Genomic DNA, 23,384 nt, shown 5'->3' on the forward strand with positions numbered 1-23,384 from the left:
GGCGTCACCTTGGGGTGGGGGGTGGACCGGATCGGTTCGTGATCCGGCCTTTCCCCGGGGCCGTCGGCGAAACGATCTCCGACCGGCGGGTGGGGTGAACACGGGGGCGCATGCCGAACGCCCGTGCGCCGTCAGGGTTCGGCGGCGGGAGCCGGGGGTGGGGTATCCCTCGGCGCGGCCCCGCGCCTACACTGCGAACTCTTGCGCGACTACCGGTCAGTAGGGATTGGGGAGTTCGGATGACCGACGAGCGGGCCCACGGGTTCACCGACGACGCCCTCGGCGCGCACGACGCCGTGGCCCTGGCCGCCCTCGTCCGCGCCGGCGAGGTGGCCCCCGTTGAACTGGCCGCGGCCGCCGCCGCCCGCGCCGCCCGGGTCGACCGGACGCTCACCCCCGTCGCCCACCCGTCCTACGACCGGCCCCGGCTCGGCCCGGACGGCACCGACGGCCCGCTGTACGGCGTCCCCACCTTCCTCAAGGACAACGTCGACCTGCGCGGCCTGCCGACCGGCATGGGCAGCGAGGCCTTCCAGGCCCGCCCGGCCCGGCGCAACTCCCGCTTCACCGACCAGTTCCTCGCCACCGGCCTGGCCGTCCTCGGCAAGACCCGGCTGCCCGAGTTCGGCCTCAACGCCTCCACCGAGTTCGCCACCGCCCAGCCGGTGCGCAACCCGTGGAAGCCCTCGCACTCGGCCGGCGCCTCCTCCGGCGGCTCGGCCGCGCTGGTCGCCGCCGGAGTGGTGCCGATCGCGCACGCCAACGACGGCGGCGGATCGATCCGGATCCCGGCCGCCTGCTGCGGACTGGTCGGACTCAAGCCCACCCGGGGCCGCCTGGTCACCAACGCCCAGGGCGGCAAGCTGCCGATCGACCTCGTCACCGACGGCGTGCTCACCCGCTCCGTCCGCGACACCGCCGCCTTCTACGCCGCCGCCGAGCGCCACCACCGCAACCCCGCGCTGCCCCCGCTCGGCCTGGTCGAAGGCCCGGGGCAGCGCCGGCTGCGGATCGGACTGGTCGTGGACTCGCCGCTCGCCACCACCGACGGACCCACCCGCACCGCCGTCGAGCAGACCGCCGCCCGGCTGGAGGCACTGGGCCACCACGTCGAGGAGACCACCCTGCCGTTCGGCGAGGAGATCTCCCGCGACTTCGTCCTCTACTGGGGCTACATCGCCTTCGCCATCGCGGTCAGCGGCCGGCTGATGCTGGACCGCAGCTTCCGGATCAACCGGCTCGACGGCCTGACCACCGGGCTGCGCAGGCTCTACCAGCGGGAGTTCCTGCACACCCCGGCCGTGCTGCGCCGACTGCGCGGCGCCGAAGCCGCGTACGCGGGCCTCTTCCGCACCCACGACGTGATCCTCTCGCCGGTCCTCGCGCACGCCGCCCCGCCGATCGGCCACCTCAGCCCGAACGTGGCCTTCGACGAGCTGATCGAGCGCCTCCAGCGCTACGTGGCCTTCACCCCGGTCAACAACGTGACCGGCGGCCCCGGCATCGCCCTGCCCACCGGCGCCGCGCCGAGCGGCCTGCCGATCGGTGTGCACCTCTCGGCCGCGCACGGGCAGGAGCGGCTGCTGCTGGAGCTGGCCTTCGAACTGGAGGCGGACCGGCCCTGGCGGCGGATCCAGGACTGACCGGGCCTTCGCGGGGCGGACGCCAGGGCGGGCGCTCCAGGACTGACCCGGCCCCCGGCCGGCCCGGCCCTCAGACGGGCACCACCGCCCGCGCCGCCTGCACCTCGCGGTGCAGCCGGCCCAGCGCGCAGTCGGGCGGGAGGGCGTCCGGCCCGGCCTCGGGCAGCGGCCCGCCGCCGCGCAGCGCCCCGGCCAGGTCGCCCAGCTCCCGGACGACGGCGCCGACCTCGGCCGGGGACGGCGCCGGAGCGCCGTGCTCGACCCGGACCCGGGTGGCGGTCGTGGTGTCCACGATCCGCTCGACCGCGATCACCAGCGGCCACCAGGCCTCGGCCCGGGCCCCGACCGGTGGCGGTTCGGTGAGCGCCCGCTGGAACTCGCTGCGCACGGCGGACAGGTCCCGGTAGAGCCGCCGCCGGTACCGGGCGCGGGCCGGCTGGTCGGCCCCGGGCGCGGTGGTGAAGGCCAGCGAGACGTACGCGGCGGTGTCCGCGACGGCGTCGGCCAGCCGCTCCCCGATCCGGGTGTGCCAGGAATCCGGCCACAGCAGGTAGCCGGTCAGCAGCGCGATGCCGCAGCCGATCAGCGAGTCGTACAGCCGGGGCAGCACCAGGTGGAAGCCCCGGTGGTTGAGCAGGTCGGAGAGCAGCAGGATCACCGGGGTGATCGCCGCGGTCTGGAACGCGTACCCCTTCGCCGACAGCACCGGGATCAGGGTTGCCAGCGCCGCCATCACCGGCACGTCCCACCAGCCGTGCGGCACCTCGGCCAGCACCGGAATGGCGATCAGCAGCCCGGCGGCGGTGCCGAGCGCGCGCAGCACCGCCCGGGAGAACACCGAGCCGAAGTCGGGCTTCAGCACGAAGGTGACGGTCAGCGACACCCAGTACGAGCGGGGCACCGCGATCACCGACACCAGGATCTGGGCGAGGCCGATGCACAGCGCCAGCCGCAGCCCGTACCGCCAGGACGCCCGGGACAGCAGCAGCGCGTGGGCGGCCCGGCGGGCGCGGACCTGCAGTGCGGCGGGCCGGCCGAGCGGGTCGTCGCCGGCGTACGGGTCGGGTGCGGGCTCGTGCGCGACGGCCCGGGCGTGGCCGATCGCGGCGACCAGGGCGCGGGTGGACGGTCCGGCCGGATCGGGCAGTCCGGGCGGCGGGGTCGACCCGACGCGGCCCCGCTCGACGGCCGCGGCCAGCTCGCGCACCGCCGCCGGGTAGGCGGGCGGCAGCGGACCGTACTCGCGCGGGCGCAGCTGTGCCGCCGAGGCGGCCTCCACCACCGGGATGGCAGCGTTGAGCTGGGCGAGCAGCCGGACCAGGGTGGGGGAGCGGCCGTGCCGGCGGGCCCGCCGGGCGAGCAGCAGATCGTAGGACTGGTTCAGCGACTGGGTGAGCGCCTGCCGCGCGTCGTCGGCTCCGGGGGTGCCGGCGGCCTCCAGGAAGTCGGCGACCGACCGGTAGGTGCCGGCCACGGCGAAGCGCTCCGGCGCGCCGCCGCGCAGCGGCCAGGCGAGCAGGGTGAGGCCGAGCACCAACAGGCCGCCGAGCAGCAGCAGTCCGGGCGGCAGCCACCAGGGGGAGGGCAGCGGCAGTCCGGCGCCGACCACCGCGTTGAGCAGCAGGAGCAGTCCGGACACCGAGGCGACCGCGCCGATCGAGGAGATCATGCCGGAGACCAGGGCGACGGTGGTCAGTACGGCGACGGCCGTCCAGCCCGCACCGTACACCAGGGTGCCGAGCAGGATCCCGAGGGCGCCGAAGAGCTGCGGCACGGCGATGTTGAACACCCGCATCCGGTAGGCGTCCGCGGTGTCCCCGATGACCCCGGACAGCGCACCCATCGACACCAGCGCGCCGTACCCGGGCCGGTCGGTGGCCGTGCCGACCGCGAGCGGCGCGGCCAGCGCCACCGAGGCCCGGGCGGCGGCGGCCCAGGGGACCGGCGCGGCCTTGGGGCGCAGGCTCGCGGTCAGCCAGCCGGGCGGGGTGAGCCGGGTGGCGGCGGGGCGGTGTGCCATAGGCCCAACGTACGGCGCGAAGGACGGGGCGCAACGCTGGGGAACTCGTTTCGGTTCACGTCCGGGTATGTCAATTCCCGAAACATACTCCGGCTTATGTCACTCTCCGAAACATAAAGCGAACCCCGAGGGGTCATCTGAACTGCGCGGATTTCCCTATTGGTAACCAGCCGTCGAGGGTTGACACCATTAGTTGGTCTAGTCCAACGTATGAGGGGCGCGGTTCGGCCGGGGCTGAGGCAGGGTGAGAGGCCGTGCCGGACGGACGAGTTGGCCCCCTGACGTGGCGGAACCTTGCACGGTCGGGGCCCGGGCGAGGCGGAGCGTATGCGGACGGCATGCGGTCCACGGGCTGAATTCCACGCACGGCCGGTGACGGGCCGTCGGCTCGCCGTGCCCGCACTGTGCGTCCAGGAAGCGCTGCGTCGACTACGAACCATGGAGTGACTGCCCATGCCGAGCCCTGACGGATATCTGCACCGAGCCGCCTCGGCGCGCCCCTACTTCAGCGAGGACGGGGAGAGCTACCTCGCGCGCACGGCGCTGCGCGAGGTCCGCAAGGAGCGCCCACTGCGGGTGCTCTCCGAGGAGGACTTCGCGTTCTGGCAGACCTACGGCTACATCGTGGTCAAGGAGGCCATCCCGGCCGAGGCCGCACGGCGCCTGCTCGACTTCGCCTGGGACTTCCAGGGCCTCTCGCCCGACCGCCCCGAGGACTGGTACCGCGAACGCGACTACCGCGACGAACTCGACCGGGAACTGCACATCTACGGCTTCGTCGAGGCCTACCACCACCAGCTGATCTGGGACAGCAGACAGGCCCGGAGGGTCTACGACGCCTTCGTCGACGTCTGGGACTGCGAGGAGCTCTGGGTCACCCTCGACCGGCTCAACCTCAACCCACCGAACATCCGCAACCGCGACCGCGCGCTGATCGAGCCCACCGACCGGGGCTTCGACATCGAACTGCACTGGGACGTCGACACCACCCAGGGCATGCTGCCCCAGCGCGTCCAGGGCATCATCGCGCTCGACGACACCCGGCCCGACCACGGCGGCTTCCAGTGCGACCCGGAGCTGTTCCGCCGCTTCAACGAGTGGCAGGCCGCCCAGGCCGCCGACCGCGACCCGATCCGCCCGGACGTCGACCGCACCGAGTTCCCGGTGGTGCGGCCCGAGTTGAAGGCCGGTGACCTGCTGATCTGGAACGGCCTGCTCGCCCACGGCGTCGCCCGCAACACCTCCGAGAACGGCGTCCGCGCCGTGCAGTACCTGTCGATGATGCCCGCGCTGGAGGAGGCCGCGCAGATGCGCCGCTCCCGGGTGGAATCCTGGCGCACCCTCGCCACCCCGGACTGGAACCGCACCCTGGTCGGCGACGCGACCCGCCACGAGTCGCTGCGCTACGGGCCCGCCGAACTCACCGAACTCGGTGAGCGGCTGCTCGGACTGCGCTCCTGGCACGACCCGGATTCCACGGGCGACCGGCCCGCCCCGCAGCAGCCCGCCGAGTCCGCGGGGGAGCCGGCATGCGCGCCGTCTGCCTGACCCTGCCCACCAACCGCGAGTGCGCGGCCACCATCGCCGCGATCGGCGCCGAAGCAGCCTACGCCGCACGGCGGTTCGGCGTCCGGGTGCACCTGCTGATCCTGGACTCCGCCGACCCGGCCACCTACCGGCGGCACGCCGAGGCCGTCGCCGCGCTGCCCGCCGTCGGGTCCGGTGCCGCGTCAGGTGCCGCCTCCGGCACCGATTCCGGCGCTGCTTCCGGCACCGCGTCCGGGGCCGGGGAGGTGGTCGTCCACCACCTCGACGAGGCCGCCCAACGCGGCTTCCTGCGCGACGTGATCGAGCGCTCCGGCGCCGCCGGCCCGGACGGGCCGCTCGGCGACCAGCTGCTCGACCTGATGATCCCCGACGCCGTCTCCTACGGCGCCTGCACCAACCGGGCGTTCCTGCTCGCCGGCGCGCTCGGCTGCGCCTCCGTGCACCGCCGCGACTCCGACAGCGCGTACCAACTGCTCGACGGCGAACCGGTGTTCCCGATCGAGCACGAGCTCGCCACGCTCGGCCTCAAGGCGGCCGACGCGGCCGCCGCCGTCACCGAGGTCACCCTCGACCCGGCGCACACCGACAAGCCCGTCGCCCTGGTCGGCGGCTCCTTCGTCGGTGAACTCTCCGTCGACATCGGCGAGATCCGCGAACTCGACCCGGACGCCTACCACCAGGTCGTCGCGCTCTGGGCGCCCACCGGCGCGAGCGAGCAGGAACGCCGCGAACTCGTCGCCGACTCCTTCACCGGCGGCGGCACCGACCCGTTCCGCCACGACCGCGCCGTGCTCGACCTGCCCGACATCTGGCGGATCGACATGTGCAACGTCGCCCTCGACCACGAGGTCTACGACCGCGTCCCGTTGCCGCCCGCCACCGCCACCATCGGCAGCGACTACTTCCTGCTGCACCTCGTCCGCGATGCCACCCTGCCCGGCGTCGTCCACAACCGGCACATCGTCAACTACTACACCCCGGAACGGCGTACCGGCGCGGGCTTCACCGCCTACCAGCTGCGCTACGCCAAGTTCCTGCTCTCCATGCTCTACCTGTACCCGGTCTACTCCGAGATGGAGGCGGCCGGCGGGGCCCTCCTCGACGAGGCGAACCACATCCGCGCCGACGTCATCGCCGACTCCGCCCGCCGCAGCGCCGCGACGGACCGCGCGGAGAACCACCGACGGCTCGACGCGCTGGACCACTGCTACCGGCGACTCGGCGGGAAGTACGCCGAGTTCGCCGACCACCTGGCGCCCCAGCGGGCGCGTCTGCTCGACGAAGCGCAGGCGGACATCGAGGACTTCGCGCTGCTGATCGACGCGTGGGGCCCGCTCATGCGGGCGAGCAAGGCCACGCCCGCCGACCGGCTGCCGCGGTAGCCGCACCGGGAGCCATTCGTGATACGTCAGACCATCGCCCACCGCGCCCCGGCGCACCACACCACCGCCCACACCGGCGTCGCGCCCGACCCGGCCGCGCACGACCGGACGGCGATCCGCGCCGCCCTCGCCGCCGCCACCGACGACCGGATCATCTACGACCTCGACGGCATCGAGCGCCAGTACACCGACCTGATCGGCGAACTGCCCGACGTCGCCGTCCGGTTCGCCATGAAGGCCTGCCCGGTGGACGAGGTGCTCGGGCGCCTCGCCGCCCTCGGCTCCGGCTTCGACGCGGCCAGCCCCCAGGAGATCGCCCAGGCCCTGCGCACCGGGGTGAGCCCCGACCGCATCCACTACGGCAACACCATCAAGTCCGACCGCAACATCGCCGAGGCCTACCGACTGGGCGTGCGCGACTTCGCCACCGACAGCCTGGAGGACGTCGCCGCCATCGCCGAACACGCCCCCGGCTCCCGGGTGTTCTGCCGGGTCGCCACCTCGGGCGACGGCGCCCTGTGGGGCCTGAGCCGCAAGTTCGGCTGCTCGCCCGAGGACGCCCTGCGCGTCCTGGACGCCGCCCGCTCGGCCGGCCTCACCCCGTCCGGACTCTCCGTGCACGTCGGGTCCCAGCAGATGACCGCCGAAGCCTGGGGCGCCGCCGTGGACTCGCTCGCCGCCGTCCTGGAGGCGCTCAACTGGCGCGGCATCACCCCGCAGCGGATCAACCTCGGCGGCGGCCTGCCCGCCCTCGGCGTCCTGGACCGGCACGGCCGCCCGCTCGACCCACCGCTGGACAAGATGTTCGCGGTCATCCGCGAGGGCATGGACCGGCTGCGCACCGTCAACGCCGCGCCGCTGGAGTTCCTGCTGGAGCCCGGCCGGCACCTGGTCGCCGACCACGGCGCCATCCGCGCCCACGTCGCCCGGCTCTCCTCCCGGCACCAGCTCGACGGCACCCGCGAGGACTGGCTCTTCCTGAGCTGCGGCAAGTTCAACGGCCTGTACGAGATGGACGAGCTCCAGTACCGGCTCGAATTCCCCACCCACCCCGGCGGCCAGTTCGTCAACGCCGTCGTCGCCGGCCCGACCTGCGACAGCGACGACGCGTACGCCCAGGAGGACGGCCTGGTCCGCGTCCCGCGCGCGATCGCCTCCGGCGAACCGGTCTGGATCCTTTCCTGCGGCGCCTACGCCACCGCCTACACCACCCAGGGGTTCAACGGCTTCGAGCCGCTGCCCTACACCTGCATCGGCGGGACCGGCGGCCCGGACGGAGACACCGGCAGATGACCGACCTCCGCATCCGGCTGCTCCAGGAGGACGACTGGGACGGCGTCGTCGCGCTGGAGGAGCGCGCCTACGCCGCCAGCGGCCTGTCCGAAGGCCGCGAGGCGCTGCGCTCCCGCCACCGCGCCTCGCCCGACACCTGCTTCGTCCTGGAGCACGCCGACGGCCTCGGCGGCTACCTGCTGGCCCTGCCCTACCCGCTGTTCCGGTGCCCGGACCTCAGCCGGGCCGAGGCCGGCGGGGTCCGCGCGACCAACATGCACCTCCACGACCTGGTCGTCGCCGAGGAGCTGCGCGGCCGCGGCCTGGCCCACCGGATGCTGCGCGGCCTGGAGGAGACCGCCCGGGCCCGCGGCTACCGCACCATGTCCCTGGTCGCCGTCCGCGGCTCGCAGGTGGTGTGGGCCCCACTGGGCTACCGCGCCCGCCCCGAGATCGGACTGCCCGGGAGCTACGGCCCCGAGGCGCTCTACATGGCGATGCCGCTGGGCCCGGCCGCTGCTTCTGTCGCCGTCCAGGCCCCGGCCGCCGTCCCGGCCGCCGTCCAGGCGTTGACCTCCTCCACCGACCCGTCCCCCGGGTTCCCACCCAGAGCCGAAGTGGGCTGATGCACATGTCCCCCGTTCGCGACGACTTCCGCCGGTCCCAACTGGCCATCGCCGCACTGTTCTTCCTGCTCGGATTCCAGTACGCGACCTGGGTCTCCCGGATCCCCGCGCTGAAGACCAGGCTCGACCTCGGCGAGGCCCAGATCGGCCTGCTGCTGATGACCTGCGGGGTCGGCGCCGCGGTGTCCTTCCCGCTGGTCGCGGTGCTGATGCGGCGGTTCGGCTCCCGCCTGCTGTCCGTGCTCTCCGCGCTCGCCCTCGGCGTCGTCCTGGTCGCCCTGTCCGTGGTGCCCGACTACCCGCTCACCCTGCTGGTGCTGTTCTGCGACGGCGTCGCCGTGGGCTGCCTGAACGTCGCGATGAACGCCCAGGGCGCGGCGCTGGAGGCCCGCTACGCGCGGACCACCATGTCCCGCCTGCACGCCACCTTCAGCGCCGGCTCGCTGCTCGCCGCGCTGCTCGCCTCCGGCGTCACCGCCTTCACCGGCACGCTCGCCGTGCACTTCGGGGTCGCCGCCGCGCTGCTCGCGGTGCTGGTCGTGGCCGCCCGGCCCGGACTGCTCACGGACGACGCGCCGGCCGCGGCGCAGGACGGGCCGGACCAGGAGCAGGCACCGGCCGCGAAGAAGGACCGCCGCCGCTTCGTCCTCCCGGCCGCGGCGACCCTCTGGATGGGCCTGGCGATGGTGTTCGGCACCGTCACCGAGGGCGCCATGAACGACTGGTCCGCGCTCTACCTCAAGGACGTCGTGAACGCCGGTGCCGGGCTCGCCCCGCTGGGCATCGCCGTCGTCTCGGTGATGATGGTGCTCGCCCGGATCTTCGCGGACGGCTGGCGCACCCGCTTCGGCGACGGCCGGATCGTGCGGACCGGCAGCCTGCTGGCCGGCGCCGGACTGGCCCTCGCGCTGCTCGTCGGCGGCGTCGTGCCGACCCTGATCGGCTTCGCCTGCGTCGGCCTCGGCGTCGCGGCGGTCACCCCGTGCGTCTACGTCGCCGCGGCCCGCCAGGGCTCGGACGCGCTCTCCCTGGTCGCCGCGATGGGCACCACCGGGCTGCTCGCCGGGCCCGCCGTGATCGGCTTCATCGCCGACGCCACCAGCCTGGTGTGGGGCATGGCCGCCGTCGCCGTCTCCGCCGCGGTCGTCTCGCTCTGCGCCACCCGGATCGGCTGGCCCGCCCCGGAGCCCCGCCCCGAGCCCCACCCCGAGCCCCTCGACGGCCGACTCGCCCCGGACGCCAGCTAGCTCCCCCCGCAGACCTCGCCCGGAACGCCGCGCCTGCCCCGTCGCGGCGTTCCGGGCGAGCCGCGTTCCGGACGGTGGACCGGGTCAGCCCGGCAGGTCCGCGCCCCCGGCGGCGACGTGCCGGGCGAGGCGCTCGCGCAGGGCGGTCAGCCGGGCGATCTCGGCGTCCAGGGCGGCGAGCCGGGCGGTGACCACGGGGGCGAAGGTCTCCAGGCCGGGGGAGTCCGAGCAGCGGCGCGGCGGCTCCTCGGTGAGCAGGTCCAGGCGGTGCGGGCGGCTGGCCAGGTCGTCGACGGTCAGCCCGACGGCCAGCAGCCGGCGGATCGCCCGCACCCGGGCGACCTCGATCGGCCCGTACTCGCGCTGGCCCGAGGCGGACCGGGCCGGCGGCGGCAGCAGCCCCCGCTGCTCGTAGAAGCGCAGTGCCCTGGGCGTGGTGCCCGCCGCTGCCGCCGCGTCCCCGATCCGCATGGCCGTTCCTCCTCGGTGCTATGCGAGGTCGACGATCGTCGCCCCGAAGGTGTCCCCGTCGAACAACCTCCGCAACGCCTGCGGCGCCTGGTCGATGCCCGCCACCCGCGTCGACGGGAAGACGATCTCGCCGGTGCGCAGCCAGCCGCCGAACCGCTGCCGCCACTCGGCCTCCAGGTCCGGTTGGTCCACGCCGGTGAAGCCGCGCAGGGTCAGGCCCAGCATGATCACCCGGAAGCTGTCCACGAGAGCCGGCGAACTGCCGCCCCGCCGCTCCGGCGCCAACTGCCCGGACAGCGCGCCGACCAGGGCGAACCGGGCCCCGGCCGGGCCGCGTCGACGGCGGCCGTCAGCTGCTCCCCGCCGACCAGGTCCAGCAGCACGTCGACGCCCTCCGGCGCGGCCTCGGCCAGCTGCGCGGCGAACGGCCGCTCGCCGCGCACCAGTACCGCGTCGTAGCCGAGTTCGGCGGTGAGCCGCTTCGCCTTGGCGGGGGAGCCGGTGGTGCCGATCACCCGGGAGGCGCCCAGCAGCCGGGCGACCTGCCCGGCCAGCGTGCCGACCGCGCCCGCCGCGCCGGTCACCAGCACCACGTCCCCCGGGCGCACCCCGGCGCAGCGGGTCAGCCCGCCGTAGCCGGCCGTGCCGGGGGAGAGCAGCGCCACCGGGTCCGGGAACCCCGGGTCGACCGGAGTGAACCCTGCGGCGTCCGCGACCACGAGGTCCCGCCACCCCCGCAGGTGGGTGACCAGGTCGCCCGGCCGAAGGGGCCCGCCCGCCGGAGCGGCCAGCACCTCCCCGAGGGCCGGCCCGTACAGCGCGTCCCCGGGCCCGATCGCCGGCAACGGCGCCCCCGTGAGCTCGCCCCCGATCAGCGTGCGCAGGCCCGGGAAGACCAGGAAGGCCCGATTGCGGACGACCACCTCGCCCGTCCCCGGCGCCGGCAACGGCTCCTCCACCACCGCGAAGTCCCCGGGCCCGGGCAACCCGCCCGGCTCGGTGACCAACCGGACGACCCGGGCCGTCGTGGGCAGCGTCATCGCAGCACTCCTCCAGAACCGACGCGGCGGCCGATCCACCGCGGGTGCCCGGACGCTAACCCCTGACCCGTGCGTCAGGGGCAACCCCGCCGGCCCGGGAGGGTGTCCGACGGGGTGTGGGTGTGGGGGTCTTCTAGAGTCGCCTGCGGAACGACCGTAGGACCAGGCGACTGTGAGCCGAGCCGAGAGGGACGAGCACCATGAGTGAGCAGGCCGTCGAGCCCTACCAGCCCGTCGACGAGGACTGGCGGACCGCGCTGGCCGTCGTCGCGCACCCGGACGACATGGAGTACGGCGCCGCCGCGGCCGTCGCACGGTGGACGTCGCAGGGCAAGAAGGTCGTCTACGTGATGGTCACCAGCGGCGAGGCCGGGATCGACTCGATGGACCCCGAGGAGTGCGGGCCGCTGCGGGAGGCGGAACAGATCGCCTCGGCGCGGGTGGTCGGCGTCGACGTGGTCGAGTTCCTCGGGTACCCGGACGGGATGGTGGAGTACGGGCTGCCGCTGCGCCGCGACATCGCCCGGGCGGTGCGCCGGCACCGGCCGGACATCGTGATCACCAGCAACTTCCGGGAGACGTACGGCGGGACCGCCCCCAACCAGGCCGACCACATCGCGGTCGGGCGGGCCGCCCTGGACGCGGCTCGGGACGCCGGTAACCGGTGGGTGTTCCGGGAGTTGCTGGCCGAGGGCCACGAGCCGTGGAACGGCGTCCGGCAGGTGTGGGCGGCGGCCTCGCCGGAGTCGGGCCACGCGGTGGACACCACCGAGCACTTCGACCTGGGCGTGGCCTCGCTGGAGGAGCACAAGGCGTACCTGGCCGGGCTGGGCGGGCTGGGCGGTGCGATGGCGGACGCGCGCGAGTTCCTGGAGGGTGCCGGGCGGGGAGCGGGCGGCCGGCTCGGGGTGCGGTTCGCGGCGCCGTTCGAGGTGTTCCCGCTGCGCTGAGCCACCTGGCCACCCGGATGGGCCGGCTGCCCCCACGGCCCCGCTGCCCGGAACGCTCGCCGGGCTCGCGCCGCTGCTCACCACCCCGCCCGGGTGGGGTGCGGGGCGGCGGGGGAGTCGGTCAGCGGTCCGCCGGGCGGTGCTCGATGGCGCAGTCGGGGCCGGGGTAGATCAGACCTTCGTGGCCGTCCTCGAAGCGGACCATGTACGGCGGTTCGCCGTCGACGCCGCGCACCTCGACGATCTCTCCCTTCTGGTCCGTCATGCCCACCGACCTGCTGTGGATGTGGAGCTGGTCACCTACCGCTGCGTGCATGGTCTGCTCCTCGGGTCGTGGCGGCCGCCTCCGCGGCCGTTCCGCCTTCCACTGTGCTGCTGCGGCGGCGGGCTCGCAACGGCGCGGGCGGGCGGGACACGGGGGCGAGGCGGGACCCGAGGGGCGTGCGGGGACCGGTCTCAGCCAACGGGCGGCTGCTCCGCGAGGTAGGCGCGGACCAGCCGCTTGCACTCCGCGATCAGCGCCGGATCGCCCTGCGGATCGCCGCGGAAGGCCAGCTTGAGCACCGCGTCGGCGGCCTCCAGGGCGACCCGCAGGGCGAGGGTGAGCGCCGCCGGGTCGCCGGTGGCGAACACCTCGCCGCCGAGCGCCTGGAGGCGCAGCGCGACGGCGGTGTTGTTGTCCACGCCCGGGTCGAGCAGGTGCCGGTCGTCCCGCAGCCCGGCGGGGGCGGTCGCGTCGGCGAGGCCGAAGTCGAGCTGGCCGAATCCGGGCACCGCGCGCTTCATCGCGACGAACTCCTCCACCGCGAGGTCGGTGAACCCGGCCGGGCCGAGGGGCGCGGCGGTCGCCAGCCGGTGGTCGAGCCGCTGGAGGTAGCGGTCGAGGTTGCGGCCGGCGAGGGCGGCCAGCAGGTCCTCCTTGCCAGCGAAGAACTGGTACAGGGTGCCGATCGGCACCTGGGCGCGCTGGGCGACCTGCTTCGTGGTGAGCGCGGTGGCGCCGACCTCGTCGAGCAGCCCGGCGCAGGCGTCGAGGATCCGGCCGTACCGCTCCTGGCTGCGCTGCTGGACCGGACGGCGCCTGGTCACGGGGCCCCGCCCGGCGCTCTCGTGACTCCTGGTGTCGCCGCTCATGACGTCACTGTGCCGCATCCGCTGTGCCAGCGGCGAATCACCGGGGCTCAATGGGTCCGGAGTTTCGGGTGGGGAACGAGTAGATCGGTGGCTGGAGCTGAACGTCACGGTGGCGGGAAGATGTCCAGGAGTCGGCGATGGTCTTGTGGTGGACACGAACAACGGTTCATACTCCTCAGCGGACTACCTTGCGTGATCAACTCGTGCCCTTTCGTGGTGAACGTGTGTCAGCTGTGGCGACGACGGACGAACCCGGCGCCACCCGAGGTCTGGATGATCCCGTGCGTTTCATAGAACCCGTTCAGGTCCCATCCGCCGTGCCCGACTGTGCGACCCGTCATCCGGAAGGAGGGGGCCGGTTCGGTGACGCAGACTTCCGGAGGGCGTGAAGCCCTAGACACCGAGCAACACCGCCAGTTCCTGGAATCCGGATACCTGGTCCTGCCCGGCCTGGTGCCGGAGCCGCTCGGGGCCAGGCTGGCCCCCGAGGTCGACCGCTGGGTGGACGAGGGCCTACGGGCCCGCTCGATCGCCGCCTGCACCGACCCCGCCCGGCACGGCCCGCCCCCGGTGCTGGAACTGGAACTGCCGGCCCACGGCGAACTCCTTACCCACCCACCGCTCTTACGGACGCTGTCCGGTCTGATGGGGCCGTCCTTCGTCTTCCACCACCTGCACAGCGACCGCCAGGCCCCGGGGATCCCCGGCAAGGCCTGGCACCACGACTGCGAGCCCAACGACCGCGCCGACCCGTCGCTGCTGATGGTCCACGCGCTGCACTACCTCGGCGGCCTCGACGAGAAGGTCGGCAGCCTGGCCGTCCTGCCCGGCTCGCACCGGCGTACCGTCGGGAAGACGGCGTACGCCCACCACGGCACCGCCGAACTGCCCGGCGAGGTGGTCATCGACCGGCTGCCGCCCGGCTCCACGGTGCTTCTCAACTCGGCGCTGTTCCACACCCGCAGACCGGCGCCGGACGGCCCGGGCAGGCCCCGGTACTTCATCGACGCGTCCTACTGCCAGGTGGGGGCGCGCTGGCGCCCGGTGAAGCCGCACTGGCGGCTGATGCTCGCCCGGGCCCGTGAACTCGGCCTGGCGGAGGGCCGGTGGCCGGAGCTGTTCGCGGAACGGCACTTCACCGAGTACGTCGGAACCGCCTGACGGAACTGTTCGATCGGAACCGCCTGACCGGAACGCCCTGGCCGGAACAGCATGATCGGAACTGTCTGAGGAGCACCGCGTGGAGATCGTCACCGCCGTCGCCTACGCCGAGGTCCACCACGCCTACCTGCGGGACCACCCGGTGGAGCGCGCCCACGAGGCGAACAGCAACCGGGACGGCGAGGAGAACGTCGAACGCGCCGGCCGGATCCCCGGCGGCTGGTGGCGCGTCCGGCTCTCGCGCTCGGACGTCCTCGGCGTCGTCCTGCCCTGGCACCTGAGCGAGGGCGGCGCGCGCGAACTCGTGCCCCGCTCCGGCCTGACGGTGGCCGAGGCGGCCGAGCGCATCCGCTCCGACGAGGCCGCCTGGTCGGCCGCGAACCCGGTCTGCGCCGCCAAGCTCCGGCTGCTGCGGTGGGCCCCGTTCACCCCGGTCTACCTGAGCACCGGCGCGGTCGACCACCCCGACTACACGGACCTGCTGGTCCGGGAGGGACTGATCCACATCGACGGCCTGCACCGCATGCTGGCCTGGGAGCTGGCCGGACGCCTGCCCGACCGGCCGCGCCTGGACGCGTTCCTCGCGGGCGACCCCCTGGTCGTGGACCCGCACGCGACGGGGCCGGTCCGCGCCGGGCGGGCGGCCCGGACGGGAGGCGAGCCGGAGTGACCTTCGCGACGCAGCACGTCCGGTCCACGCCGTCCGCACCGTCCACGCCGTCCAACCGGGCCGCGTCGTCCGCCCGGTCGCTGTCCGGGTTCCTGTTACGGCTCGCCCGGGAGCACCCGGACCGGACCGCCCTGACCGACGGCGACCGCACCCTCGACTACCGCACCCTCGACGCCGCGGCCGGCCGGATCGCGGCCCGGCTGGCCGCGTCCGGCACCGGCCCGGGCGACCGGGTCGCCCTGCTCGGGCCCCGGGACGCCCGCATGCTGGTGCTGCTGCACGGCGTGCTGCGCTCGGGCGCGGCGGCGGTGATGGCCGACCCGGACTGGTCGGCGGCCGACCTCGCCCGGAGGCTGGCGGCCGTCCGGATCGGCCGGGTGCTCAGCACGGAGGCGGCCTTCCCAGGGCCGGAGGGCCATCCGGCCGAGGTGGTGGACGTCGACCGGCTGGCCGGGCCCGAGGGCCTGCCCGACGCGCCGGGCAGCGTGCCCGGTACGACCGGTGACCTCATGCCCGGCGGGGCCGAGGACCTCATGCTCTGCGGGGCCGAGGAGCTGATGTTCGGTGCGGCCGAGGACCCCGCGTACCTGTCCTTCACCTCGGGGTCGAGCGGCGAGCCCAAGGCGGTGGCCGTCACCCACGCCAACGCGGTGCACTACGCGCGGGCGCTGGCCGACCGGCTGGGCTTCACCGAGGCCGACGCCCCGTGCGTCGCGCACGTCACCACGCTGGCCGCCGACCTCGGCCACACCGCCTGGCTGCTGGCCCTCGCGGTCGGCGGTTCGGTGCACGTGGTGCCGGACGGCGAGGTGCGCGACCCGGAGGCGTTCTGGGCGTCGCTGCGGCGCGCCGGGGTGTCCGTGCTGAAGACCACCCCCTCGCACCTGACCGTCCTGCTGGAGGGTCGGCCCGGCGACGCCCCGCCCCTGCACACCGTGCTGCTCGGCGGTGAGGCGCTGCCGCGCCCGTTCGCGGCCGCCCTGCTCGACACCGGCGTCACCGCCCGGCTGGTCAACCACTACGGCCCGACCGAGACGACCGTCGGTGCCACCTGCTTCCTCGCCGCCACCGCCCGCCAGCTGCCGGCCGAGGAGCCGACCGTCCCGATCGGCACCGGGATCGGCGAGGTGCGGCTCGCCCTGCTGGACAGCGACGGGCGGCCGGTGCCCGACGGCGCGGTGGGGGAGCTGCTGATCGGCGGCCGGGGCGTCAGCGCGGGCTACTTCGGCCGGCCCGCCGAGACGGCGCGCGGCTTCGTCCGCCACGACGGTGAACGCATGTACCGCACGGGCGACTTGTGTCGACGCCGGGCGGACGGGAGCCTGGTCTTCCTCGGCCGGGTGGACCGCCAGGTCAAGATCCGGGGCTACCGGGTCGACCTCGCCGAGATCGAGCGGGCGATGGACGACTTCCCGGGCGTCGCCCGGTCCGCGGTGCTGGTCCGGGAGACCGCCGTGGGGAACCAACTCCTGGCCGCCGTACGGTTGTCGGCCGACGGCGCCGGGCTGGCCGGGATCGGCTCCTACCTGCGCGACCGATTGCCCGGCTACTCCGTGCCGCAGCCGATCCTGACCCTGCCGGAGTTCCCGGTCGGGCCGAACGGCAAGCTCGACCGGGATCGGCTGGCCGAGCTGGTCGCCGAACTGGTCGAGGCCCGGGCGGAGTCGGGGCCGTCCTCGGACGGGGACGCGCTGGCCCGGTCGATCGCCGGGTTCTGGGCGGCCGCGCTGGGCCTGCCCGGGGTCGGGCCGCACACCGACGTGCTGGACCTCGGCGGGGACTCCATCCTCGCCATGCGCACCGTCGCCTTCCTGCGCCGGTCGGGCCTGCGCGTCCACTACGACGACTTCTACCGGCACCCGACCGCGCACGGCCTGGCCGCAGCCGCCGCAGCCGTACCGGTTCCGGCCTCCGCTCCGGCCGGGCGGACCGGAAGCGGCGACCGGGGGAGTCAACTCGCCCCCGCGCAGCGGTGGCTGTACCTCCAGCGGTCCGTCGACGACCTGCGGCACTGGAACCAGTCCGTCCTGCTGCGCTGCCGGACGGCCGTCGACCCGGCCGCGCTCTCGGCCGCGCTCGCGGCCGTCCTGGAACGCCACCCGGCGCTGCGGCGGCCCGTCTCGCCGGAGGGCTACGACGCACCCCGGCCGGTGGCCGACCTCGACCCGCTGTCGTTCTCCCGGATCCCGCGCGGGACGGCCCCGATCGCCGAGACCGTCGCCGGGGTCTGCACCGAACTCCACCGCAGCCTGGACCCGTTGGCCGGCCGGCTGCTGCGCGCCCACCTGTTCACCGGCCCGCCCGGCACCGACGACCGGCTCGCCCTGATCGCGCACCACCTGGTGGTCGACGGGCTGTCGTGGCGCATCCTGCTGGACGACCTCGCCCACGCCTACCGGGCGGTGCTCGACCAGAAGCCGGCCGACCTGCCGCCGACCCCCGACTTCTACCAGTGGGCCGCTGCCGCGCCGCCGCCCCCGGCGCCGGTGTCGCCTTCTCCGGAGTCCGCGCCGGAGTCCGTGGTCCGCGCGCAGCCGGCGGCCGTCGGCTGGACGCTCGACGAGGACGGCACCGCTCGGCTGGTCGGCCGCCACGGCGGCGGGACCGGCCTGGAGGCCTTCCTGCTGGCGGCCTTCGCCGACGCCGTGACCGGCTGGAGCGGCCACCCGCGGCTGCCCGTCGAGGTGGAGACCCACGGCCGGGACACCGCCGGCGATCCGGGCGAATTCCTGGACACCGTCGGCTGGTTCACCGCCGTCAAGCGGCTGGTGGTCGAGGCGTCGGCCGGCCCCGAGGGGGCCGCGCAGCGCCTGCGCGAGGCCCCCGTCCAGGCGATGGACGCACCCGGCACCCGCTCCGCCGTCGGGTTCAACTTCCTCGGCACCTTCCGGCTGCCCGACGAGCCCGCACTGGACTGGACCGTCGCGGACGAGCAGGCCGGAGTGGCCCGTTGCACCGGCGGAGACCCGCTGTACGACCTGCGGCTCACCGCCCGCATCGTGGAGAACCGGCTGGTCGCCGACCTGGTGTACGGGTGGCCCGGTCTGCCGCACCCAGCCGCCGAGCGGATCGTCGCCGCGTTCGCCGGGACGGTGGCCGCCGAGGCCGGTGTCGGTGCCGGTACCGCCACCCGTCCCGTCCGGGCGCCGCTGTCGACCTCCGGCCAGCTGCTCCACCCCGGCACCCGGGCACCCGCCGTACCGGCGGCCCGCACCACGGTGCGCGAACCCGCCCGGGTACTGCTCACCGGCGCCACCGGCTACCTGGGGCGGCACCTGCTCGACGCCTTCGTCCAGCGGGGCGCCCACGTCACCTGCTTGGTCCGGGCCGAGCACGACGCCGGCGCCGTCCGGCGGTTGGGCGCGGGCGCCGACGACGGCCGGATCCAGGTCGTCGCCGGGGACATCGACCGGGAGGGGCTGGGCCTGTCCCCGGCCGGACTGGCGTGGGCCCGGGGCGCGCAGCTCGTCGTGCACGCCGCCGCGGACGTCCGGCTGGTGGCCTCGCCCGACGACCTGGAGCGGACCAACCACACCGCGGTGCGGCGGCTGCTCGGCTGGATCGACGAGCACGCCCCGGCGGCCCGCGTCCACCACGTCTCCACGCTCGCCGTCGCGGGCGGCGTGGACGGCCCGCCCCGCCGCTTCAGCGAGGCCGACCTGCGGATCGGCCAGCACTTCCGCACCCCGTACGAGCGGACCAAGTTCGCCGCCGAGCAGACCGTCCGCGCCTGGGCGGCCACCGGGCGGGCCGCCTACCTGTACCGCAGCGGCCACATCGCGGCGCACAGCCGGACCGGCGCCTTCCAGGCCAACATCGGCGACAACCGGATCTACCAGCTGATCCGCGGCTACCTGCTGGCCGGCGCCGCCCCGCGCCGGCCGCGCACCACCTACGCGTTCTCCTACGTCGACACCGTGGCCGCCGGGATCGCCGCGATCGCGCTGGACCCGTACGCCGCGCCCGGCGCCTACCACGTCGAGAGCCCGCACGAGACGCCGCACGACGAACTCGTCCGCTGGCTCGCCGGCCACGGCCACCCCGTCCGGCTCACCGACGACGAGGCCTTCGCGGCGGCGATCGCCCGGGCCGAACGCGACCACCCGACGGCGGCGGGGCTGGCCGCCGCGTGGTCCCTCCAGGAGGAGCGCAACGTCCTCGTGGACCGCGCGTACACCACCTCCGTGCTGGACCGGCTGGGCGTCCGGTTCGCCGAGCCCACCTCGCAGTGGTGGTCGGCCGCGCTCACCCGGGCCGCCGAGGCCGGCTACCTGCCGCCCGTCGCACCGCCGCACTGACTCCCGTCCGCCGCACTGACTCCCGTGCGTAGGACCGACCCCCGTCCGCCGTACCGACCCGTCCGCCGCGCCGGCGCCCCGTGAGCCGCGCCCCCACCGACCCGTACCCCCAGACCCATGGAAGGCGGACCTCGTGTCCCAGCTCTCCCCGGTGCTCAAGCAGGCCACCCCCGTCGTCGCCACCCGCGGCGAAGGACTCCACCTCTTCGACGCCGACGGCCGCCGCTACCTCGACTTCACCTCCGGCGTGGGGGTGACCAGCACCGGCCACTGCCACCCGCGCGTGGTGGAGGCGGTGCGCGAGCAGGCCGGCCGGCTGATCCACGGCCAGTACACCACCGTGCTGCACGACCCCCTGCTCACCCTCACCGAGCGGCTCGGCGAGGTGCTGCCGCCAGGCCTGGACTCGCTGTTCTACGCCACCGCCGGCACCGAGGCGGTGGAGGCGGCGCTGCGGCTCGCCCGGCACGCCACCGGCCGGCAGAACGTGATCGTCTTCGAGGGCTCCTTCCACGGCCGCACCATGGGCGCGGCCGCGCTCACCACGGCCGGCAGCCGCTTCCGCGCGGGCATCGGCCCGGTGATGCCCGGTGTCGCGGTGGCGCCGTTCCCCGACGCCTTCCGGCTCGGTCTGAGCCTCGGGCTGAGCGAGGCGCAGGCCGTGGAGCACGCCCTGCGCGGACTCGACCAGGTGCTCGCGACCGTCAGCGCCCCCTCCGAGACCGCCGCGATGTTCGTCGAACCGGTGCTCGGCGAGGGAGGCTACGTGCCCGCGCCCGCCGGGTTCCTCGCCGGGCTGCGCGAGCGCGCGGACCGGCACGGCATCCTGCTGGTCGTCGACGAGATCCAGACGGGCTTCGGCCGCACCGGCCGGTTCTGGGCCCACCTGCACCACGAGGGCGTGGTGCCCGACGTCCTGATCACGGCCAAGGGCCTGGCCAGTGGCTTCCCGCTGTCCGCGATCGCCGCGCCGACCGACCTGATGCGGCGGGCCCGGCCCGGCTCGCAGGGCGGCACCTACGGCGGCAACCCGGTGGCCTGCGCCGCCGCGCTGGCCACGCTGGACGTCATCCGGGACGAGCAGCTGGTCGACAACGCCGCCGAACAGGGATCGCGGCTGCTGGACGGCCTGCGGGCGGTCGCCGCCGGAGCGCCGGGCGTCGCCGACGTCCGGGGCCTCGGACTGATGATCGGCAACGAGTTCTGCCACCCGGACGGCTCTCCGGACCCGGACACCGCCAAGCGCGCCCAGCAGGCGGCGGCCGACCTCGGCCTGCTGCTGCTGATCTGCGGTATCCACCTGAACGTGGTCAGGATGATCCCGGCCCTGACCGTCACGGCCGGGCAGGTCGACGAGGCGCTGGCGCTCTGGTCCAAGGCGGTGGCGGCGGCCGCCGCCCAGCGGTAGAGAGGAGTGGTTCCGCACATGTACGACGACACGGTGTCCGAAATCGGCTGGAGCAGCGAGGAGTTGGAGGCGCGGCGGGAGCAGTGGTCGCTCCCGCTCGACGAGGGCGAGCGACAACTGCTCTGGGCGGACGCGCGGGCCGGGCGGTGGGGCGCGGCCGAGCCGGTCCGGGCGAAGCTGCGCGCGCTCGTCCAGGGCGGTGCCCGTTCCGTCGGCGTCGCCCACGTCACCGGGCTGATGGATCCGACCGCCCCGGAGGAGGAGGTCGCGGCGGCCCTGTCGTTCCTGCTGCGGGACTTCGGCGAGATCGTCCCGCAGAACGGGCGCGGCGACCTCACCCAGGTGCTGCACGACCAGGACGGCGACGGCAACACCGAGCTCGGATTCCACTGCGACACCTGCGACCTGCTCGTCCTGCTCTGCATCCAACCCGCCTACAACGGTGGAGGGTTGACCAAGCTGGCGAGTGCGCGGCACGTCTACGACCTGATCAAGCGGGAGCGGCCGGACGCCCTCGCCACCCTCACCGAGGACTGGACCTTCGACCGGACCGGTCGGGCCGGGCCCCAGGTCGTGGTCTCCCCGATCCTCTACACCCAGAAGGACGGGACCATCGCCTGCTACTACCAGACCCGCACCGTCCGCTCGTCCCCCGACCGCGGCGGCCCGCCGCTGACGGACCGCCAGTGGGACGCGCTCGGTGTGCTCGACGAGGTGCTCTACCGGCCCGAGATCGCCTTCGGCCTCCCGATGGCCGCCGGAGACCTGCTGATCATCCGCAACAGCCGGGTCCTGCACGGGCGTTCGGCCTACGTGGACGAGCCTGCGCCGAACTCCCGGCGGATGCTGCGGATCTGGATGAACACGGAGGACATGTGACCGGGAGCGTACAGGCGCCGCACGGGCGGACGGCCGTCGTCACGGGCGGCGGCAGCGGGCTCGGCCGGGCCGTGTCCCTGGCCCTGCTGGGCGCAGGCTGGTCCGTCGCGCTGGCCGGGCGACGCAAGGACGCCCTCCAGGAGACCATCGCCCTCGCGGAGGTCGACCCCGCCCGGGTGCTGGCCGTCCCGACCGACATCCGCCAACCGGAGGAGGTCGCGGCCCTGTTCGACGCCGTCCGCGACCGCTTCGGCCGGGTCGACCTGCTGTTCAACAACGCCGGCGCCGCCGCCCCGCGCCGACCCATCACCGAGACCCCGTTCGAGGACTGGAACCGCGTCCTGGACACCATCGTCACCGGGGGCTTCCTCTGCGCTCGTGAGGCCTTCCGGGTGATGAGCACCCAGTCCCCGCAGGGCGGGCGCATCATCAACAACGGCGCGCCCTCCGCCCACGTCCCGCGGCCCAACTCCATCGCCTACACGGCCGCCAAGCACGCCGTCCTCGGCCTCACCAAGGTGCTCTCCCTGGACGGCCGCGCGCACGGCATCGCGGTCGGCCAGATCGACGTCGGCAACGTCACCCCGGTCGACGGCGGCCCGCAGCCCGCCGCCATGCAGGCGGACGGCACGATGGCGGTCGAGGCGACCATCCCGGTGGAACGCTTCACCGAGGCCGTCCTGCTGATGGCCTCGATGCCGCCGGACACCAACGTCCAGTCCCTGACCGTCCTGCCCACCACCATGCCGTACATCGGGAGGGGCTGAACCGTGCTGGTCAGCGCACGCTGCTTCGACGAGTACCGCGCGATGTTCGCGCTCACCGACGGCGACCTCGCCCCCGGCCGGCGCATCCTGGACTGCCCGGGCGGCGCGGCCAGCTTCACGGCCGAGGCCGGCCGGCGCGGCATCGACGCGGTGGCCGTCGACCGCGAGTACGCCCGCCACCGGGAGGACCTCGGCGTCCTCGTCGAACGGGAGACCCGGCACAAGCGCGACCAACTGGTCCGAGAGGCATCGGACTTCGTCTGGACGTGGTACGGCGACCCCGACCGCCTCACCCGGCAGTGGATCGCCAACGCCCGCGACTTCCAGGCCGACATCGCCGCCCGCCCGGACCGCTACGTCGCCGGCTCACTGCCCGAACTCCCGTTCGCCGACGACTCCTTCGACCTGGTCCTCAGCTCGCACCTGCTCTTCTCGTACGGCAACCGGCTGGACGGGGACTTCCACCTGGCGGCCCTCCTGGAACTCGCCCGGATCGCCCGCCGCGAAGTCCGGCTCTTCCCCGTCATGGTGTACGACACCGGCGTCCGCTACGGGGAGCTGGACGGGCTGCGCCAACACCTGGACGTCCTCGGGATCACGAGCCGCGTGGAGCGGGTGGACTACGAATTCCAGCCCGGTGACAACGAGTTGCTCGTGCTGTCGTGCGCCGACTACCGGCCGCTGGCGCGGACCGGGGCCGGAGCGCCGGGAGCCGACGCGTCGGTGCCGAGCGCCGCCGACCCGGTGCGGTGGCGGCACCGGGAGAACCCCTGACCTCAGGCCTGAGCCCTGCCCGTGCCCCTGGCCCTGACCGACGCCGACTCCGCGTCGGTCAGGGCCAGGGGCCTGACCTGGGCCTGGGCCCAGG

General features: G+C 74.6%; 18 protein-coding genes and 1 pseudogene. 14 read left to right on the forward strand and 5 right to left on the reverse strand.

What is annotated here, in order from left to right:
- Positions 1–239: 239 nt before the first annotated feature.
- Positions 240–1,643 carry an amidase gene (locus tag ACIOGZ_RS13535; protein ID WP_400985986.1) on the forward strand — a complete coding sequence of 468 codons (1,404 nt, stop codon included), beginning with the start codon at positions 240–242 and terminating at the stop codon, positions 1,641–1,643.
- A 70-nt stretch (positions 1,644–1,713) separates the two neighbouring features.
- Here the strand turns inward: ACIOGZ_RS13535 and ACIOGZ_RS13540 are convergent, their stop codons facing one another.
- Positions 1,714–3,663 (reverse strand): FUSC family protein, encoded by a 1,950-nt coding sequence (locus ACIOGZ_RS13540; RefSeq protein ID WP_363585788.1) that lies wholly within the window; start codon positions 3,661–3,663, stop codon positions 1,714–1,716.
- Between the two features lie 453 nt (positions 3,664–4,116).
- On the opposite strand from ACIOGZ_RS13540, the gene ACIOGZ_RS13545 reads away from it, so the two are divergent.
- The 5 genes from ACIOGZ_RS13545 (at position 4,117) to ACIOGZ_RS13565 (ending at position 9,738) form a co-directional block, all read left to right on the forward strand.
- The gene (locus tag ACIOGZ_RS13545) at positions 4,117–5,211 is read left to right on the forward strand and encodes a YbiU family protein (protein WP_363585787.1); all 1,095 of its coding nucleotides are present in this window, start codon (positions 4,117–4,119) and stop codon (positions 5,209–5,211) included.
- A complete protein-coding gene (locus ACIOGZ_RS13550) occupies positions 5,193–6,593 on the forward strand; it encodes a DUF6271 family protein (protein WP_400985988.1) in 1,401 nt (466 codons plus the stop codon). The genes ACIOGZ_RS13545 and ACIOGZ_RS13550 overlap by 19 nt, the downstream gene beginning before the upstream one ends.
- Positions 6,594–6,707: 114 nt before the next feature.
- Entirely contained in the window at positions 6,708–7,886 is a 1,179-nt protein-coding gene (locus ACIOGZ_RS13555; protein WP_363585846.1) for a type III PLP-dependent enzyme, read from the forward strand.
- On the forward strand, positions 7,883–8,491 hold the full coding sequence (locus ACIOGZ_RS13560) for a GNAT family N-acetyltransferase (RefSeq protein WP_363585785.1): 609 nt from the start codon (positions 7,883–7,885) through the stop codon (positions 8,489–8,491). The genes ACIOGZ_RS13555 and ACIOGZ_RS13560 overlap by 4 nt, the downstream gene beginning before the upstream one ends.
- Before the next feature lie 5 nt (positions 8,492–8,496).
- The gene (locus ACIOGZ_RS13565; RefSeq protein WP_400985990.1) at positions 8,497–9,738 is read left to right on the forward strand and encodes an MFS transporter; all 1,242 of its coding nucleotides are present in this window, start codon (positions 8,497–8,499) and stop codon (positions 9,736–9,738) included.
- A gap of 84 nt (positions 9,739–9,822) precedes the next feature.
- On the opposite strand, the gene ACIOGZ_RS13570 is transcribed toward ACIOGZ_RS13565, so the two are convergent.
- Together ACIOGZ_RS13570 and ACIOGZ_RS13575 are read right to left on the reverse strand one after the other, a co-directional pair.
- Positions 9,823–10,209: a MerR family transcriptional regulator gene (locus ACIOGZ_RS13570; RefSeq protein WP_363585783.1), complete on the reverse strand. Its 387-nt coding sequence runs from the start codon at positions 10,207–10,209 to the stop codon at positions 9,823–9,825.
- Positions 10,210–10,227: 18 nt separating this feature from the next.
- A pseudogene (locus tag ACIOGZ_RS13575) lies at positions 10,228–11,249 on the reverse strand (zinc-binding dehydrogenase).
- A 200-nt stretch (positions 11,250–11,449) separates the two neighbouring features.
- Here ACIOGZ_RS13575 and ACIOGZ_RS13580 point away from each other — a divergent pair.
- Complete coding sequence (locus ACIOGZ_RS13580) at positions 11,450–12,199, forward strand: PIG-L family deacetylase (RefSeq protein ID WP_363624503.1); 750 nt, start codon at positions 11,450–11,452, stop codon at positions 12,197–12,199.
- 121 nt (positions 12,200–12,320) lie between these two features.
- Here the strand turns inward: ACIOGZ_RS13580 and ACIOGZ_RS13585 are convergent, their stop codons facing one another.
- Positions 12,321–12,515, reverse strand: coding sequence for a DUF1918 domain-containing protein (locus ACIOGZ_RS13585; RefSeq protein WP_363585780.1), 195 nt, complete (start codon positions 12,513–12,515; stop codon positions 12,321–12,323).
- Between the two features lie 140 nt (positions 12,516–12,655).
- Positions 12,656–13,333, reverse strand: coding sequence for a TetR family transcriptional regulator (locus ACIOGZ_RS13590; RefSeq protein WP_400807840.1), 678 nt, complete (start codon positions 13,331–13,333; stop codon positions 12,656–12,658).
- A gap of 363 nt (positions 13,334–13,696) precedes the next feature.
- Between ACIOGZ_RS13590 and ACIOGZ_RS13595 the strand changes: the two genes are divergently transcribed.
- From ACIOGZ_RS13595 to ACIOGZ_RS13625, 7 genes are all read left to right on the forward strand, one after another.
- Entirely contained in the window at positions 13,697–14,494 is a 798-nt protein-coding gene (locus tag ACIOGZ_RS13595) for a phytanoyl-CoA dioxygenase (protein WP_363585778.1), read from the forward strand.
- Positions 14,495–14,573: 79 nt separating this feature from the next.
- Positions 14,574–15,164 carry a DUF6309 family protein gene (locus ACIOGZ_RS13600; RefSeq protein ID WP_363624497.1) on the forward strand — a complete coding sequence of 197 codons (591 nt, stop codon included), beginning with the start codon at positions 14,574–14,576 and terminating at the stop codon, positions 15,162–15,164.
- Complete coding sequence (locus tag ACIOGZ_RS13605; RefSeq protein ID WP_400985992.1) at positions 15,161–19,462, forward strand: amino acid adenylation domain-containing protein; 4,302 nt, start codon at positions 15,161–15,163, stop codon at positions 19,460–19,462. The genes ACIOGZ_RS13600 and ACIOGZ_RS13605 overlap by 4 nt, the downstream gene beginning before the upstream one ends.
- A gap of 133 nt (positions 19,463–19,595) precedes the next feature.
- Positions 19,596–20,870: an aminotransferase class III-fold pyridoxal phosphate-dependent enzyme gene (locus tag ACIOGZ_RS13610; protein WP_363585775.1), complete on the forward strand. Its 1,275-nt coding sequence runs from the start codon at positions 19,596–19,598 to the stop codon at positions 20,868–20,870.
- A gap of 18 nt (positions 20,871–20,888) precedes the next feature.
- Positions 20,889–21,749 carry a TauD/TfdA family dioxygenase gene (locus ACIOGZ_RS13615; protein ID WP_363585774.1) on the forward strand — a complete coding sequence of 287 codons (861 nt, stop codon included), beginning with the start codon at positions 20,889–20,891 and terminating at the stop codon, positions 21,747–21,749.
- Positions 21,746–22,516 (forward strand): SDR family oxidoreductase, encoded by a 771-nt coding sequence (locus ACIOGZ_RS13620; protein ID WP_363585773.1) that lies wholly within the window; start codon positions 21,746–21,748, stop codon positions 22,514–22,516. Before ACIOGZ_RS13615 ends, ACIOGZ_RS13620 begins: the two co-directional genes overlap by 4 nt.
- A 3-nt stretch (positions 22,517–22,519) precedes the next feature.
- On the forward strand, positions 22,520–23,290 hold the full coding sequence (locus ACIOGZ_RS13625; protein ID WP_363585772.1) for a methyltransferase domain-containing protein: 771 nt from the start codon (positions 22,520–22,522) through the stop codon (positions 23,288–23,290).
- Positions 23,291–23,384: the final 94 nt, after the last annotated feature.

It is taken from the genome of Kitasatospora sp. NPDC088160, assembly GCF_044741445.1.
Taxonomy (GTDB): Bacteria; Actinomycetota; Actinomycetes; order Streptomycetales; family Streptomycetaceae; genus Kitasatospora.